Genomic DNA, 15700 nt, shown 5'->3' on the forward strand with positions numbered 1-15700 from the left:
GTCTCTTATGCCGGGCGCACGGGGGCGCCAGCATTCATCCTGGAATGTTTGAAAAGCAGTAAATGCAGTTCGCCTGCTGGGTTTGTTTTTAGATTTTTTAGCTGGACAGGAAGTGACCTTGCGGTGGACGCCGATCTATTCAAAAAATCAGGTATTACGCTCTGCCGACTGTAAGCGTCGAGAGTGTTGCGGGGCGCAAAGTAGAGCCATTCATCGGCTCGCCAAGGCTTGTAGAAATACTGGCGAATTTTCCTACGCGGGGAGAGATACAGATTTCGGGTTTTTTCCAGTACAGCTAAGGTTGGGGTGTATCCCCCAGTGCAGCCGGGGATACTCGTGTCCATTCCCAAAGGCATCGCGCCCCACTGGGATTAAGCGTCAGTCTCGCTTGAGGCTCTGATCCAGGCGTGCCATGGCGTGTTGCAATTGATCGACGGCCTCGTCGATCAACGTCGCGCGCCCTTCGGCGCAGGCACGTTCCAGATGTTCGCAGCACTCGATCAAACGTTTTGCACGAACCATCCGCGCACCGCCTTTGATGCGGTGCGCCAGGTCTTGCAGGCGGTGACGATTGCCACTGACGTGCGCTGAAAGCAGATCATCGCGATCGTAGAGGTTGGTTGCTGCCAGTTCGCGCAACAACTGATTGATCAGCGTCCGGTCTTCACCGACGTAGAGCTCCAGGCCGGTCAAGTCGATCTCGGACGTTGCTTGCTCTTCCACCGGCGCTGGCGGCTCATTCACAAATCGGGACGCCAGCCAGGCACTCAAATCGGCCAGCCGGATCGGTTTGAACAGGCAGTCGTCCATGCCGGCTTCAAGGCAACGGATCTTTTCCTCCGGCTGCGCATTGGCGCTAAACCCAAGAATCAGCGTGGGTGGCAAGCCATTAGCGCGCTCTTCATCGCGTATCGCACCCGCCAGTTCATAACCATTGACCACCGGCATGTTGCAATCGGTGATGACCAAATCGAGCTCATGCTCGCGCCACGTCACAAGACCACGCTCGCCATCCTCAACCTCCAGCACTTGATGCCCCAGGTAGCTCAGCTGCCGTGAGAGCAACAATCGATTGGCCGGGTAATCGTCGACCACCAGAATCGTCAGCAGCCGAGTGGCCACCTGCAATCCGCTATCGGTCCGCTCGCTGCAGGCCAACGGTTGCAACGCCATCAGATCAAAGCTGATGTCGACCTGCGTACCCAGTCCGAGGACGCTGTCGAGCTGCAATCGGCCGCCCATCATTTCGCACAGAGTGCGGCTGATCACCAGTCCCAGACCGGAGCCATTGTGGCCTGACTGCTGGCCGTTACCGGCCTGCACGAACGGGCTGAACAGTCGTTGCTGATCGACCACACTGACACCGATGCCGCTGTCCTCAATACGCACACTGACTGCCAGATGCCCCGACACCCCGGGCTCTACTCGCAGTGTCAGACTCACCTCACCTTCACGGGTGAACTTGATCGCGTTGCTCAGCAGATTGGACAGCACCTGCTTGAAGCGGGTGGGGTCGACTAACACGTCACGATCGCTGTGTTCGGCCAATTCGACCCGCCACTGCAAGTTCTTCTGCCGTGCCAGGCCTTCGAATACCCGGCACACCGACTCCACCAGCGTGCGTAGATTGGCCCGCTCAGGGGTCAGCGACAAATGCCCGGACTCGATGCGGGCGATGTCCAGGATGTCGCCGATCAACGCCAGCAATTGCTGCGCGGCATTGGATGCTACTTCGATGGCGGAGCGATCAGTGAAGCCCTCTTCCGCTCGCTTCAGCGCCAGTTCGAGCATGCCGATCAGGGCATTCATCGGTGTGCGGATTTCATGACTCATGGTCGCCAGAAAGGTGGTTTTGGCGCGGTTGGCATCGTCGGCGGCGTTCTTGGCATCCTGCAATTGCCCGAGCAGTTGTTGGCGTTGAGTGATCTGCCGACGCTGCCAGGCAATCCAGGCCAGTGCGAGCAACAGCAAAGCGCCCGCAGCGGCAAACGCCTGGAGAATGCCTTGGCGATGACGCAGCCAGTAGCTGTCATCGATCACCACATCATTGCTCCAGCGGGCTAACAGCTCATCCATCTCCTGGGGCGAAATGCTCAGCAGTGCCTTGTTCAGAATCGAGTGCAACTCCAGCGCACCTCGGTTGGTGGCCAGAGCGATACGCGCCGGTTCATCACCCACGGTGCTGCTGATCCGCAGACGCTCGCGGTATTGCCGGGTGATCAGATACCGAGCCACGATCAATGAGCTGACTGCCCCGTCGGCCTGGCCCTTGATCACCCATTCCATACCCTGCGCCGGACTCTGCACTTCGACCAGACGTACATTGGGCGCCCGAGCGCGGATGAACCCGAGCAACGGATGACCGCGATAAATCGCCAGGCGTTTACCAGCCATGTCATCGAGGGTCCTTGGGCTTCCCGGGGGGGTCGCACTGACCAGTACAAACGGATTGTTCAAGTAGGCCCGAGTGAAACGCAGTTCGACTTCGCGTTCGATACTGGGCGTGACCACAGGTAACACGTCGATCTTGCCGTCCTTGAGTTGCTGGATCTGCTGATCGAGGGAGTTACCCCGCTGCACCTTGAAGGTCAAGCCGCTGCGCTGGCTGATCAGCGTCAGCAATTGCGCAGTCAACCCGCTGAGTTGTCCCTGGGCATCGTAAAAAGTCAGCGGTGCAAAATTCTCGATGGCACCGACTTCCACCGTCGGATGTTGATCCAGCCAACGTTGTTCACTGGCGCTCAAACGTACTCGCTCTTGACCCGCCATGTTGGCTCTGCCGGCACTCCAGCGCTGTTCGATGTCCGTGCGCTGATCCATGGGAATCGTCGCCAGAGCCTTATCGACAATGCTTTTCAGACGTGGGTTACCCCGGCTGAAGGCAAAGCCGAACGGATTGGCGTCCAGGCCGGAAGGTCCCACCAGGCGTACGTTACTGAGGTAGTTGTTATTGATGAGGTAATTGGCGCTGATGAAGTCCCCGAGGTACACATCATCGAGCCCGAACGCCACCGCCCCGATCGCGTCGAGTGCCGAGGGGTAGCGTTGCAAGCTCGCATCGGGATAGAAGGCTTCGACAGTCTGCGCCTGCAGATAGTCATCGACCATGGCGATGCGTTTGCCCGCGAGGTCGACGGGCATCCAGTCGTCCAGGCGGGTAACCAGCATCGGCTGATCTTCGGCATAGGCACTGGATCGGGTCAGCTCGGGGTCAGCCACCTCGAAGTTGTTGGACGTGCCGAGCAGGTCCAGATCATCGCGTTTGAGCGCATCCATGGCCGCCTCGCGCGTGCGATAACGAAGCACGTCGATTTTTACGTGCAACAGCTGCCCCAACAGTGCGGCATAGTCTGCGGTGATGCCTTCCAGCTCATCAACGTTACGCGTGATCTCGAACGGCGGGTAGTCCGGCCCCGACACCCCGAGGCGCAAGACTCGTTTGCCACGCAACCACTGCCAGTCTTTTTCATCCAGCTGGACCTGATACCCCTCCACCGCGGAACGCCCCAGCACATGCAAAAGCGTTGGCTCATCGGCCGCCGTCACCGGGGGCCCCAGTCCACAGAACAGCAACAGAGCCCACAAATAATCGCGCATGATCGGGCTCACTCAGATCAGGTGATTACGCTTGGCAAAATCCCTCAGATACACCGCCGATTCCACGTTGAGTTTTCCAACCAGACGGGTCTTGTAGGTGCTGACGGTCTTGTGACTCAAGTGCATGATTTCAGCGATCGCCTTGTTACTGATGCCCCGGGCCAGATGCTGAAAGATCGTCAGTTCCCGGTCGGAGAGTTTATCGATCAACTGTTTTTCACTCAGTTGTATCGAGTTCAGCGACACCGACGCCGAGGGTAGCTGGGCGAAATAGGTGTAACCGGCCATCACGGCTTGCACGGCTTTGTGCAAATGCTGCAAATCATTGGTCTTGGCGACATAGGAAGCGGCGCCGGCGTACATGCAACGATCCTGATAAAACATAGGTTCCTGGGACGTGAAGACCAGTACTCGGCAGGGCACCCCACTGGTCTTGATCCGCGCCAGTACATCCAGCCCGTCGAGCGAGGGCATCAGCAGATCCAGTACCACCAGATCAGGCTTGTGTTCGCGGATCTTCGGCAAGACCTCATTACCACTCGCCGCTTCGTATATCTGCTTGAAACCCTCCTGCACCAGTATGATTTTGACTGCGGCGCGAACCACCGGATGATCGTCCACAATCAGCACTGACTTCATGGCAACTCCCTGTGCAACAAAAACGACGATTGAGCAACCAATGCCCATAAGCTCGGCCCGGCCCGGTTGAACGTACTGGCTGCGCAAAGACCTTTGCATGGAAACCCGGGCGCAACTACCTGACAGAAATGACAGTGCCGACAAACGGTAGACTAGGATCGATGATCGCCATCAGCCGCTGAATGGATGCCAGATCAGGCAGCATTGCGTGGCTCACCTCAACCATCTGTTGAACGCAGGCAGGAATGGGCAGCAGTTGCGCCTGCTGAACGTCATAGATCAAGGCGTGATGAACCTGTTGGTTATCAAGAAAAAAATCGAACAGGTTTAACGCCCCGCTTGCCAGCGAGGCATTGATGACCACCAGATCAAATGGCTCGCAACCGTATTCGACCAGGGTCAACAGCTCTTCAAGGCTGTGTACCGGTGCTATCCGGTAGTAGTCGAGTTGATTGAACAGTCGCTCGACCTTCATGCGGTGAAAATGCAACTCGTCGGCGATCAGGATACGTAAGGCTTTGTTCGACAACGTGGGCCCCCAGGAGAGTGTCAGATTCGTGAGGGCGCAAGGCTACGGAAGACCCGTCGAGCTTTCTGTAGGACTTTTCCTAAAAGCCGCGCTCTTGTCCGGTAACTTGGGAAGTTAAAGTCCAAAAACCGTCCGAACACAGTTCTTCTTACATTTGGCAGCATTACTGCCAGCCAAACCGGCGAATAAAAAATCCTTTCACCGCCTGCGTCAGGCCCATGTACGCCAGCAAAATCACCGGCAGGAACACGAAGTACAGCGACGGCAGCGCCTGTAATTTGAAGTAGTGCGCAAGCGCTCCCATCGGCAGGTAGATGCCAACGACCATGATGATTCCAGTCATCACCATCAGTGGCATCGCTGCGCGACTTTGCAGGAACGGGATTTTCGGTGTGCGGATCATGTGCACGATCAGCGTCTGGGTCAGCAGCCCGACCACGAACCAGCCGGACTGGAACAGGGTTTGATCGTCCGGGGTATTGGCGTCGAAGACGTACCACATCAAGGCAAACGTGGTGATGTCGAAGTTCGAGCTGACGGTCATTTTGATGTACTTGAGCATGTTGGCGGATGCCGTCGCCCATGAAACCGACCACATGACCGTTGCCCTTGAACAAACGCACGATTCGTTCCTTGTGGGAGCGAGCCTGCTCGCGAAGGCGCCATTACAGGCGCCGAAAATCTTAGCTGGCAGTCGCCAACAGTAAATCCATCACCGACCGGCCATGCCCACGCGCCTTGCCATGGTCATACAACGAACCGGCAATCTCATCGGCGCGAATCGGCAGGATCGACAGCAAGGTGTCGCTCAAACCATGGCTGGCCTGACAGAAGCCCTGCATATAAATGCCAGCCTTGCAGCGCTCGTCAGTGATCAGTTTGTAGTTGCGATCGACTTCGAAATCCCCCAGGTATTGCTCCAGCGGCGCCAGCAGTTTGCGGTGCATCTGGCGCTCATAACCGGTGGCAAGCACCACGGCGTCGTAATGACGGGCCGTGACTTCGCCGGTGGCGTTGTTGCGCACGGCCAACTCGATACCGCGCTCGGTGGCGGTGGCCTTTTCAATGGTGGTCAGGGTACGGAACGCATGACGCGCGACGCCCGAGACTTTCTGGCGATAGAAGATGCCGTAGATGCGTTCGATCAGGTCGATGTCCACCACCGAATAGTTGGTGTTGTGGTACTCGTTGACCAGACGCTCGCGCTCGCTGCTCGCCTGCTGGAACACCAGATCAGTGAACTCTGGCGAGAACACTTCGTTGACAAACGGGCTATCGTCCGCCGGCTTCAGGGCCGAGCCACGCAGGATCATGTCCACCTGCACCGACGGGAAGCTATCGTTCAAATCGATGAACGCTTCCGCCGCGCTCTGCCCGCCGCCGATGATCGCAATGCTCATCGGCTGGTTGTTCACGCACGGCTGCTTGGCCATCTGCGCCAGGTACTGGGAGTGGTGGAACACCCGGCTGTCACCCTTGAGCGCCTTGAACGCTTCGGGAATGCGCGGTGTACCGCCGGCACTGACCACCACCGAACGGGCGGTGCGAACGTGCTGCTGACCTTGGGTATCGCGCGAGATCACCCGCAGTGCTTCGACCTGCTGGTTGTGCAGCACCGGCTCGATGGTCAGCACTTCTTCGCCGTAGCGGCTCTGCGCTTCAAATTGCCCGGCGACCCAGCGCAGGTAATCGTTGTACTCCATGCGGCACGGATAAAAGGTGCCCAGGTTGATGAAGTCCACCAGACGACCGTGGTGCTTGAGGTAATTGACGAACGAGTACGGGCTGGTCGGGTTGCGCAGGGTCACCAGGTCCTTGAGGAAGGAGATCTGCAACTCGCTCTGGGTCACCAGGGTGTTGCCGTGCCAGCGGTAGTCGGCCTGCTTGTCGAGAAACAGCACATCCAGCTCGCCCTGGCTCGGCCCGCGCTCTTGCAGAGCGATGGCCAGCGCCAGGTTCGAAGGGCCGAAACCGACGCCGATCAGGTCGTGAACGATGGGCGATGCAATTGCCTGTGTCATTTCCAGTGTCCTCTGGATGAACCCCCGAAGCAGCGGGGAGTAAGCCTAAGTGACCTGACCGGCCTTGAGCAGGACAGCAGATCGTCTGTTGGTATGGAACGAGGACAATGAAAAGAAATTTAATACTGTTTTTTGATGGGGCAGAGGGATCAATGGGCGTCCCACTGGCGCATCCGCACACGGCAATGCTTCATTGCATTGACGATGTGCTTCTCCACCAGCGCGCGAGAAATACCGAGGTGTTCGGCGATCTCCGGGTGCGACAGACCTTCGATCTTGCGCAGCAGGAAACTCTCGCGGCACAACCGAGGTAATTCAGCCAACGCACGTTGGAGCATCTCCAGGCGTTGACCGTGATCGAGGCTGTGATGAGGGGATGGGGTGAAGTAGCGCTCTTCGTTGTCGAGCACTTCCAGCGATTCGACCTGACGCAGGGCATTGCGCCGATGGTCGTCGATCACCAGGTTGAGCGCGGTGCGATACAGAAACGCCCGAGGCTGCTCGATCGGCGTGTCGCTGGACCGCTCCAGTACCCGCAGATAAGCGTCATGCACCACATCTTCGGCCACCTGACGGTTGCCCAGCTTGGCGTTCAAAAAACACACCAGCTCGCGATAGTAGTTTTCCAACATGACTCCCGGCCGCAGGGGTGCGGTTTCTATCCTTGAGCCAGATCGTCGACCGCCGAAATGGGCAGTGGCACGATAGTGGCAGTTCGATGTGCGTAATTTATAGTAATTCTCATATAGATTTAAAGTATTGCTTCACCTTGCCCGACAAATAGTCTTGAACCTGTGGGAGCGGGCTTGCTCGCGAAAGCGGTGTGCCATTCAACTTTTATGTCGACTGACACGCCCTCTTCGCGAGCAAGCCCGCTCCCACAGTTTGATTGTGTCGACAGCTAAATTCCCCGGTACCTTCCTCGTTTACAAGACAGCTCCCCGTCTCTGTCGCCCGTTTTTGCGCACAGATTGAACGACGGGCCGATATTCATTGGCCGGAACCCTGCATGAAACGTCCCCGACAGACCCGACGCGCCCTGCTTGTAGCACTTTGTCTGATCCCCGTTATCGCCGTCGCCGCCTGGCAGATCATCCCGCCCGGTCGAGACCAGTTCGCCACCGTTCAGGTCACCCGCGCCGACATCGAAAGCAGCGTCACGGCCTTGGGCACCCTGCAACCTCGACGTTATGTCGACGTCGGTGCCCAGGCGTCCGGGCAGATCCACAAGATCCACGTGGAAGTCGGCGATGTGGTGAAGGAAGGCCAGTTGCTGGTTGAAATCGATCCGTCCACGCAACAGGCCAAACTCGACGCCGGGCGTTTCTCCATCGAAAACCTCAAGGCGCAGCTGCAGGAACAACGGGCGCAGCACGACCTCGCCCGGCAGAAATTCCAGCGTCAGCAGAACCTCAAGGCCGGTGGCGCCACCCGCGAAGAAGACGTGCAGACCGCCGAGGCCGAACTGCGCGCCACCCAGGCCCGCATCGACATGTTCCAGGCGCAGATCCGCCAAGCCCAGGCCAGCCTGCGCAGTGATCAGGCGGAACTCGGCTACACGCGAATCTATGCACCCATGAGCGGAACCGTCGTCGCGCTCGACGCTCGTGAAGGCCAGACCCTCAATGCTCAGCAACAAACACCGTTGATTCTGCGCATTGCCAAATTGTCGCCGATGACCGTCTGGGCCGAGGTGTCGGAAGCCGATATCGGTCACGTCAAACCCGGCATGACGGCCTGGTTCACCACCCTCAGCGGCGGCAACCGTCGCTGGAACAGCACCGTGCGGCAGATTCTGCCGGTGCCGCCCAAGCCGCTGGACCAGACCAGCCAGGGCGGCGGCAACCCGTCCAGTTCGAGCAAAAGTGGCAGCGCTCGCGTGGTGCTCTACACCGTATTGCTCGACGTCGACAACGCCGACAACGCGCTGATGGCGGAAATGACCACGCAAGTCTTCTTCGTCGCCGAGCAGGCGAAAAACGTCCTCACCGCGCCCATCGCGGCCCTGCAAGCCGGCACTGGAGCGGACAACCAGACGGCACAAGTCGTCGCCAAAAACGGCCGCATCGAGCAGCGCGACGTGCGCACCGGCATCAGCGATCGCCTGCGGGTGCAGATCCTCGACGGCTTGCAGGAAGGTGATCACCTGCTGATCGGTCCGGCCGACGGGAGTGGCGGCTGAATGCTGACGCCCCTGATCGACCTGCACGACATCCGCAAAGCCTACGGCGGCGGCGATTCACCGGAAGTTCACGTACTGCGCGGCATCGACCTGTCGATCCATGCCGGGGAATTCGTGGCGATCGTCGGTGCCTCCGGCTCCGGCAAGTCGACGCTGATGAACATCCTCGGCTGCCTCGACCGCCCGACCTCGGGTGAATATCGCTTCGCCGGGGAAAACGTCGCCGCACTCGACAGCGACGAACTGGCCTGGTTGCGCCGCGAAGCCTTCGGCTTTGTGTTCCAGGGTTATCACCTGATCCCGTCCGGCTCGGCCCAGGAAAACGTCGAGATGCCGGCCATCTACGCAGGCTTGCCGGCCGCCGAACGCCACGCCCGCGCAGCCGCCCTGCTCGACCGCCTCGGCCTGGCCTCGCGCACCGGTAACCGTCCGCACCAACTCTCCGGCGGCCAGCAACAACGGGTGTCCATCGCCCGCGCCTTGATGAACGGCGGCCACATCATCCTCGCCGACGAACCCACCGGTGCCCTCGATAGCCACAGCGGCGCCGAGGTCATGACCCTGCTCGACGAACTGGCGAGCCAGGGTCACGTGGTGATCCTCATTACCCACGACCGCGAAGTCGCGGCCCGGGCCAAACGCATCATCGAAATTCGCGACGGGCTGATCATCAGCGACAGCGCCCGGGACAACCCCGAAGCACAAACCTCAGCCAGCCCTGGCGCGCTGCAAGCGGTGGACTTACGCAAGCGCCTGACCGAAGGCGCCGAAGCCACTGGCGCCTGGAAAGGTGAACTGGTCGATGCGGTGCAAGCTGCGTGGCGGGTGATGTGGATCAACCGCTTTCGCACCGCACTGACCTTGCTCGGGATCATCATCGGCGTGGCGTCGGTGGTGGTCATGCTGGCCGTCGGTGAAGGCAGCAAGCGTCAGGTGATGGCGCAAATGGGCGCGTTCGGCTCCAACATCATTTACCTCAGCGGCTCGTCACCGAACCCGCGAACGCCGCTGGGCATCGTCACCCTGGATGACGTCGCGGCGGTGGGAAGCCTGCCGCAAGTGACACGGATCATGCCGGTCAACGGCCAGGAGGCCGGGGTGCGTTTTGGCAACCTCGACCACTTGAGTTACGTCGGCGGCAACGACACCAATTTCCCGGCGATCTTCAACTGGCCGGTGGTAGAAGGTAGCTACTTCACCCAGGACGATGAACGCAACGCAGCAGCCGTCGCAGTCATCGGCCACAAGGTGCGGACCAAGTTGCTCAAGGACGTCGCCAACCCGATCGGCCAGTACATCCTGATTGAGAACGTGCCGTTCCAGGTGGTCGGGGTGCTCGCGGAAAAAGGCGCCAGCTCCGGTGACTCCGACAGCGACGACCGCATCGCCATCCCCTACTCCGCCGCCAGTGTCCGGCTGTTTGGCACCCACAACCCCGAATACGTGGCCATCGCCGCCGCCGATGCGCGCAAGGTCAAAGAAACGGAAAAAGCCATCGAACAGTTGATGCTGCGCCTGCACAACGGCAAGAAGGATTTCGAACTGACCAACAACGCGGCGATGATTCAGGCCGAGGCACGCACGCAAAATACGCTGTCGCTGATGCTCGGCTCGATTGCCGCGATTTCGTTGCTGGTGGGCGGCATCGGTGTGATGAACATCATGCTCATGACCGTGCGCGAACGCACCCGTGAGATCGGCATCCGCATGGCCACCGGCGCCCGTCAACGCGACATCCTGCGCCAGTTCCTCACCGAAGCGGTGATGCTTTCGGTGGTCGGCGGGCTCGCCGGGATCGCCCTGGCGCTGATCGTCGGCGGTGTGCTGATCCTAAGCGAAGTCGCCGTGGCGTTCTCCTTGATAGCGGTGCTCGGCGCCTTCGGCTGCGCCCTGGTCACCGGTGTTGTCTTCGGCTTCATGCCGGCCCGCAAAGCTGCCCGACTCGACCCGGTCACGGCCCTTACCAGTGAATGATCGATCTATGAAGCCGCAACTCAGCCTGCTGACCCTCTGCCTGTTGCTCGGCGCCTGCGGCAGTCCCGCCCAGCGTCCGGACAGTGGGCTCCAGCCGCCCGCCGCCTGGCAATCGCCACACACTCAAAGCGCTACTCGCAGCCACCTGCAATGGTGGACGCAGTTCGGCAGCCCGGGGCTTGATCGCCTGATCGAACAGGCCCGGGTCGGCAGTTACGATCTGGCCGCCGCCATCGCCCGGGAGCGTCAGGCGCAGGCTGAAACGGTCGTTGCCGGTGGTTCGCTGCTACCCGAGGTCAAGGCCGCCCTGAACGCCAATCGGCAAAAACTGCTACGGGGCAACGGCTACAGCCAGCTCGATGCCGACAGCGACAACAAGGCCGTCGATTACTTCAACGCCAGCCTCAGCGCCAGTTACGAAATCGATTTCTGGGGCGGTCAAAGCGCTTCCCGTGAAAGCGCGCAATTCGGTTTGCAGGCGAGTGAGTTCGATCAGGCGACCGTGGAATTGACGCTGCTCAGTGGTGTCGCCAGTACCTACGCGCAGACCTTGTCGCTGCGTGAGCAAAGTCGCATCGCCGAGCTGAATCTGGCGAACGCGCAGAATGTATTGAAGCTGGTGCAGACGCGTTTTGACTCAGGCTCGGCAACCGCGCTGGAACTGGCGCAGCAGAAGAGCCTGGTCGCCGCGCAACAACGACAATTGCCGCTGGTGCAGCAACAGGCTCAGGACGCACAGATCAGCCTTGCCGCCCTGCTCGGCCGGCCGGTGCAGGAGTTGTCTTTGGGTCAGGAACGCTTTGATCAACTGTCATGGCCAACCATTGGCGCTGGGCTGCCCAGCGAGCTGATCAGCCGTCGCCCGGACATTGCCCGCGCCGAAGCGCAATTAGCCGCCGCACAAGCCGACATCACCGTCGCCCGCGCCGCCATGTTGCCGGCTGTGACCCTGAGTGCAGAAATCGGCTCCGGTGCCGACCGCACCGCCGACATCCTGCGCAACCCCTTCTACAACCTCACCGCCGGACTGCTCGCACCGGTCTTCAACAATGGTCGCCTGAGCGCCGAGCGCGACAAGGCCACAGCCCGTCAGGAAGAACTGCTGGAGACGTACCGCGGGGCGATCATCAATGGTTTTGCCGATGTGGAAAAAGCCCTCAACAGCATTCGCGGTCTGGACGAGCAGCGGCAGTGGCAAGGTGAAGAACTGAACCAGGCGCAGACCGCGTTCAACATTGCGCAAAGCCGCTATCAGGCCGGTGCCGAGGATTTGCTGACGGTGCTGGAGACACAGCGCACGCTGTATGCGGCGCAGGACTTGAATGTGCAACTGCGGTTGTCGAGATTGCAGGCGAGTATTGCGTTGTACAAAGCGCTGGGTGGCGGGTGGCAGGCGTTGTAATTTCTGTGTCTATTCGGCCGCCTTCGCGAGCAAGCTCGCTCCCACACTGGACCTTTGTTCGCAGGACTAATGTGGGAGCGAGCCTGCTCGCGAAGAACGATAACGCGGTCTTATTGATTAACTGGTAATCGGCTTGGCCTTCAAATGCCGTGCATACCAAGGCCGCTGCGGCACCTTGCGGAATAAGTCCGCCAATTTCTTCTCGTCATCACCAAAGGTAATCCGCAACGCCAGCTTCATGGTTTCCGGGTCCATCTCCCCCGACTTGTCGGTCTGCAACCCCGGCGTAGTACTGCAACCATGGGTGCTCGGGCCGAGCCACGGGTCGTCGATCTCGACCCAACGCCCAGGCGCAAACCACGCCACGCCATTGACCTCGAGCCGACTGACCTCCCCCGGATGAAAGCGCTCGTGCGCACGGAACCAGTCTTCCAGACGATCATCGATCCAGCCATGGAAATGCCAGAACACCGGGTTCACGTGGGACGAAAACGGATCGCCGAGAAAGTCGTTTTCCGGCGCATACCAGCGCGCGGAAAAGTCCGACGGATCCCGGGCAAACGGCACGGGTTGACCGTTGGACGGATCACGCGGCACCGAGGCCCAACGCATATGCAGCCAGTCGTGCAGCCCCAATTCCACCTCCGAACCGAACTGACCCAAGGTCAATTTCGACAGGTAACGCGGATCGCGGTACTGCGATTCCCAGACCTGGAAATTGCTGTGGTAGGTCTCGGCGGTCTTGATGTCGCTGACCCATTGCGAGTACTCGGCATCGTCGTCGGCCAGCCAGGTCGGCGGCAGCGCAGTACCGTCGTGGTTGTCGAAATAACGGGCGAACCCAACGCGATCACGCGCCAGTTCCGGCTGCGGCAGCGGGAAGTGCGACCAGGACGGCAAGTCTTGCAGGGAGCGCGCCTTGCCGAGCATGTGCCGGTGCATGAAAAAGAAATCCACACCCGAGCCGTTGCGATCCTTGCGCGCGCCACGGGCATCACGCTCCTTGTCTCGCGGGCCAGGCTGCCAGCCAATGCCGCGCAGGGCGCCGCGCTTGTCTTCGGACAGGGTGTGCCATTTGTCCCGGGAGGCATGCCAGAGCTGGTGAAACAGCCGATGCTCCGGGGACACCAGCCAGGCCAGCAGCGTCGGGTTGAGACCGGTGCGCTCGCGGGCTTCGGGGAACACGCGTTTGACGGCAATGAAGCGATTGTCCTGGGCCGTCAACATTAACGGACGATCCAGATTCAACACGCGACCACTGAGAGTGCCGCTGCCAGCGTTGCCGAAACCGGCCCAGACTTCGTCCAGCAACAGGCTGAATTCATAATCCGCTGCGCCGCTGGCGCTGAGCAGTCGCCAGCTCAATTGCGCCGGTTTGGTGCCGGCCAGATCGCCGAGTACCCGGTAACGCGGCATTTCGTTCGAGCGCAAACGCTCGGCGGTGTCGAGGAACCCGCTCAAGCCGCGACCTTTGTGGCCGATGTCGAGAAACACCTCCAGCCCGTCCCTTGGCAGGCCTTCGATACCGGCGTCATGACCTTCGAAACGGATCTGCCAAACACCGCGCAAGGTGTTCGCCAAGTGCTGGCCAGCGACATCCGCGACATCGAACGAAGCTTCGCCGGGGGTGATCGTCGGATCCGCTTTCGTCCATTCACGATGCCCATAAAAAGCCGCGGGCACGGCGGCGCCGGTCAGCGCCAGGCCTGCCATGAACCATCGTCGAGAAATCGTCATTGCCCTACCTGTGTCAGCCATGAAGCAGGCTTTATCCAAGCTAGAACGTTTGTTGCCTCCAAAAATTTAAAAGCTTCGTCGGAACGCCGCCCGGAGCAAGCCTGCTCCCACATTGGACCGAGGCGTACACAGATCAACTGTGGGAGCGAGCCTGCTCGCGAAGAGGCCGGCACAAACACTAAATTCCTTGGCAGGCCACTCGTTCTTCCCAGATAGCAAAGGCCCCTGCGCCTGCACCCAACGGCGAACCTGACTGAGACGGCAATGACAAAACCACGTTCGAAAAAGGCTCTTTACATCGGCCTGCCGCTGGCCCTGGCGATCAGCGCCAGTGCAGGCTTTGCGGCCTGGGATTACGGGTTCAAGGACAATCCCGGCTACCCGGTCAAGGTGATGAAACAGGCGGATGAGCTGCACGAGCGAATCCTCTCCTTTGACAGCCACGTCACCGTCCCGCTGGACTTCGGCACCGCCGGCAATGAAGCGGACAAGGACGGCACCGGGCAGTTCGACCTGGTCAAGACCGGGCGTGGACGTTTGTCCGGCGCGGCGTTGACCATCTTTGGCTGGCCGGAAATCTGGAACGGCGCCAACGCCCCGCACCGCCCAACCGCCGGTTTCGTCGACGAAGCACGGTTCGAGCAGGAAACCCGCTACAAAATCATCAGCACACTGGTTCGCGACTTCCCCAATCAGGTTGCCATCGCCTACACCCCCGACGACTTCCGACGCCTGCATGGCGAAGGCAAGTTCGCGATCTTCATGAGCATGCTCAACGCCTATCCGCTGGGCAACGACCTGAACGCCCTGGACAAGTGGGCTGCCCGCGGCATGCGCATGTTCGGTTTCAGTTACGTGGGCAACAACGCCTGGGCTGACTCATCCCGGCCGTTGCCGTTTTTCAACGATTCCCGCGACGCCCTCGGCGGCCTCTCGGAGATCGGCAAGCAGGCCGTGCACCGCCTCAACGACCTCGGCGTGATCATCGACGTTTCACAGATGTCGACCAAGGCGTTGGAGCAAGTTGCCCAGCTGAGCCGTGCGCCAATGGTCGCTTCCCACTCGGCACCGCGAGGGTTGGTAGACATCCCACGCAACCTCAGTGATCAGGAAATGCAGCTGATCAAGAACAGCGGCGGCGTGGTGCAGATTGTCGGTTTCCCGACTTACATCCGCCCGCTCAGCCAGGCCACCCAGGACAAACTCAACGCCCTGCGCGCACGCTTCGACCTGCAACCGTTGCAAGGCCTGGAGATGGCGCTGATGCCGGGGGACCCGGTGATCACAGTCTGGTCCGAGCAACGTTTCGGCGAGTACGCCAGTCAGCTCTACGCCATCGTCGACGAGGAGCCCAAGGCCACGCTCAAGGACTACGGCGACGCGATCGACTACGCGGTGAAGAAAATCGGCATCGACCACGTCGGCATCAGTTCCGACTTCAACGATGGCGGCGGTCTGAACGGCTGGAAAGACGTCAGCGAGGCACGCAACGTGACGGCCGAGCTGATCAGTCGCGGCTACGGCGAAGCCGATATCGCCAAGCTCTGGGGCGGCAACTTCCTGAGGGTCTGGGACCAGGTGCAGAAGTCTTCCAAGCCTGTGGCGAAAAATTGACCCCC

Annotated in this window: 10 protein-coding genes and 1 pseudogene; 4 read left to right on the forward strand and 7 right to left on the reverse strand. The window is 60.2% G+C overall.

The genetic code is table 11. The annotated features are described in order from the left end of the window. Window positions 1-378 precede the first annotated feature (378 nt). From QFX16_RS20035 to QFX16_RS20060, 6 genes and pseudogenes are all read right to left on the reverse strand, one after another. A complete protein-coding gene (locus QFX16_RS20035; RefSeq protein WP_283181048.1) occupies window positions 379-3597 on the reverse strand; it encodes a transporter substrate-binding domain-containing protein in 3219 nt (1072 codons plus the stop codon). 12 nt (window positions 3598-3609) lie between these two features. Beyond that, on the reverse strand, window positions 3610-4236 hold the full coding sequence (locus QFX16_RS20040; RefSeq protein WP_283181049.1) for a response regulator transcription factor: 627 nt from the start codon (window positions 4234-4236) through the stop codon (window positions 3610-3612). Between the two features lie 115 nt (window positions 4237-4351). Continuing rightward, window positions 4352-4765 (reverse strand): response regulator, encoded by a 414-nt coding sequence (locus QFX16_RS20045; protein ID WP_283181050.1) that lies wholly within the window; start codon window positions 4763-4765, stop codon window positions 4352-4354. A 163-nt stretch (window positions 4766-4928) separates the two neighbouring features. After that, a pseudogene (locus tag QFX16_RS20050) lies at window positions 4929-5406 on the reverse strand (cation transporting ATPase C-terminal domain-containing protein); the annotation flags it as partial. 42 nt (window positions 5407-5448) lie between these two features. Further along, window positions 5449-6786 carry a lysine N(6)-hydroxylase/L-ornithine N(5)-oxygenase family protein gene (locus tag QFX16_RS20055; RefSeq protein WP_283181051.1) on the reverse strand — a complete coding sequence of 446 codons (1338 nt, stop codon included), beginning with the start codon at window positions 6784-6786 and terminating at the stop codon, window positions 5449-5451. A gap of 149 nt (window positions 6787-6935) precedes the next feature. Then, window positions 6936-7418, reverse strand: coding sequence for a sigma-70 family RNA polymerase sigma factor (locus QFX16_RS20060; protein ID WP_283181052.1), 483 nt, complete (start codon window positions 7416-7418; stop codon window positions 6936-6938). A 377-nt stretch (window positions 7419-7795) separates the two neighbouring features. Between QFX16_RS20060 and QFX16_RS20065 the strand changes: the two genes are divergently transcribed. Genes QFX16_RS20065 through QFX16_RS20075 form a run of 3 tightly spaced genes read left to right on the forward strand, consistent with a single transcriptional unit; the run spans window position 7796 to window position 12344 of the window. Further along, window positions 7796-8968, forward strand: coding sequence for an efflux RND transporter periplasmic adaptor subunit (locus tag QFX16_RS20065; protein ID WP_283181053.1), 1173 nt, complete (start codon window positions 7796-7798; stop codon window positions 8966-8968). Continuing rightward, window positions 8969-10942 (forward strand): MacB family efflux pump subunit, encoded by a 1974-nt coding sequence (locus tag QFX16_RS20070; protein ID WP_283181054.1) that lies wholly within the window; start codon window positions 8969-8971, stop codon window positions 10940-10942. A gap of 7 nt (window positions 10943-10949) precedes the next feature. Continuing rightward, entirely contained in the window at window positions 10950-12344 is a 1395-nt protein-coding gene (locus QFX16_RS20075) for an efflux transporter outer membrane subunit (protein WP_283181055.1), read from the forward strand. A gap of 117 nt (window positions 12345-12461) precedes the next feature. Here QFX16_RS20075 and pvdP read toward each other — a convergent pair whose 3' ends face one another. Beyond that, window positions 12462-14081, reverse strand: a complete 1620-nt coding sequence (gene pvdP, locus QFX16_RS20080; RefSeq protein WP_283181056.1) for a pyoverdine maturation tyrosinase PvdP — start codon at window positions 14079-14081, stop codon at window positions 12462-12464. 264 nt (window positions 14082-14345) lie between these two features. On the opposite strand from pvdP, the gene pvdM reads away from it, so the two are divergent. Then, entirely contained in the window at window positions 14346-15695 is a 1350-nt protein-coding gene (gene pvdM, locus QFX16_RS20085) for a pyoverdine-tailoring dipeptidase-like protein PvdM (RefSeq protein WP_283181057.1), read from the forward strand. The last annotated feature ends 5 nt before the right edge of the window (window positions 15696-15700 follow it).

The organism is Pseudomonas svalbardensis, from assembly GCF_030053115.1.
Lineage (GTDB): Bacteria > Pseudomonadota > Gammaproteobacteria > Pseudomonadales > Pseudomonadaceae > Aquipseudomonas > Aquipseudomonas svalbardensis.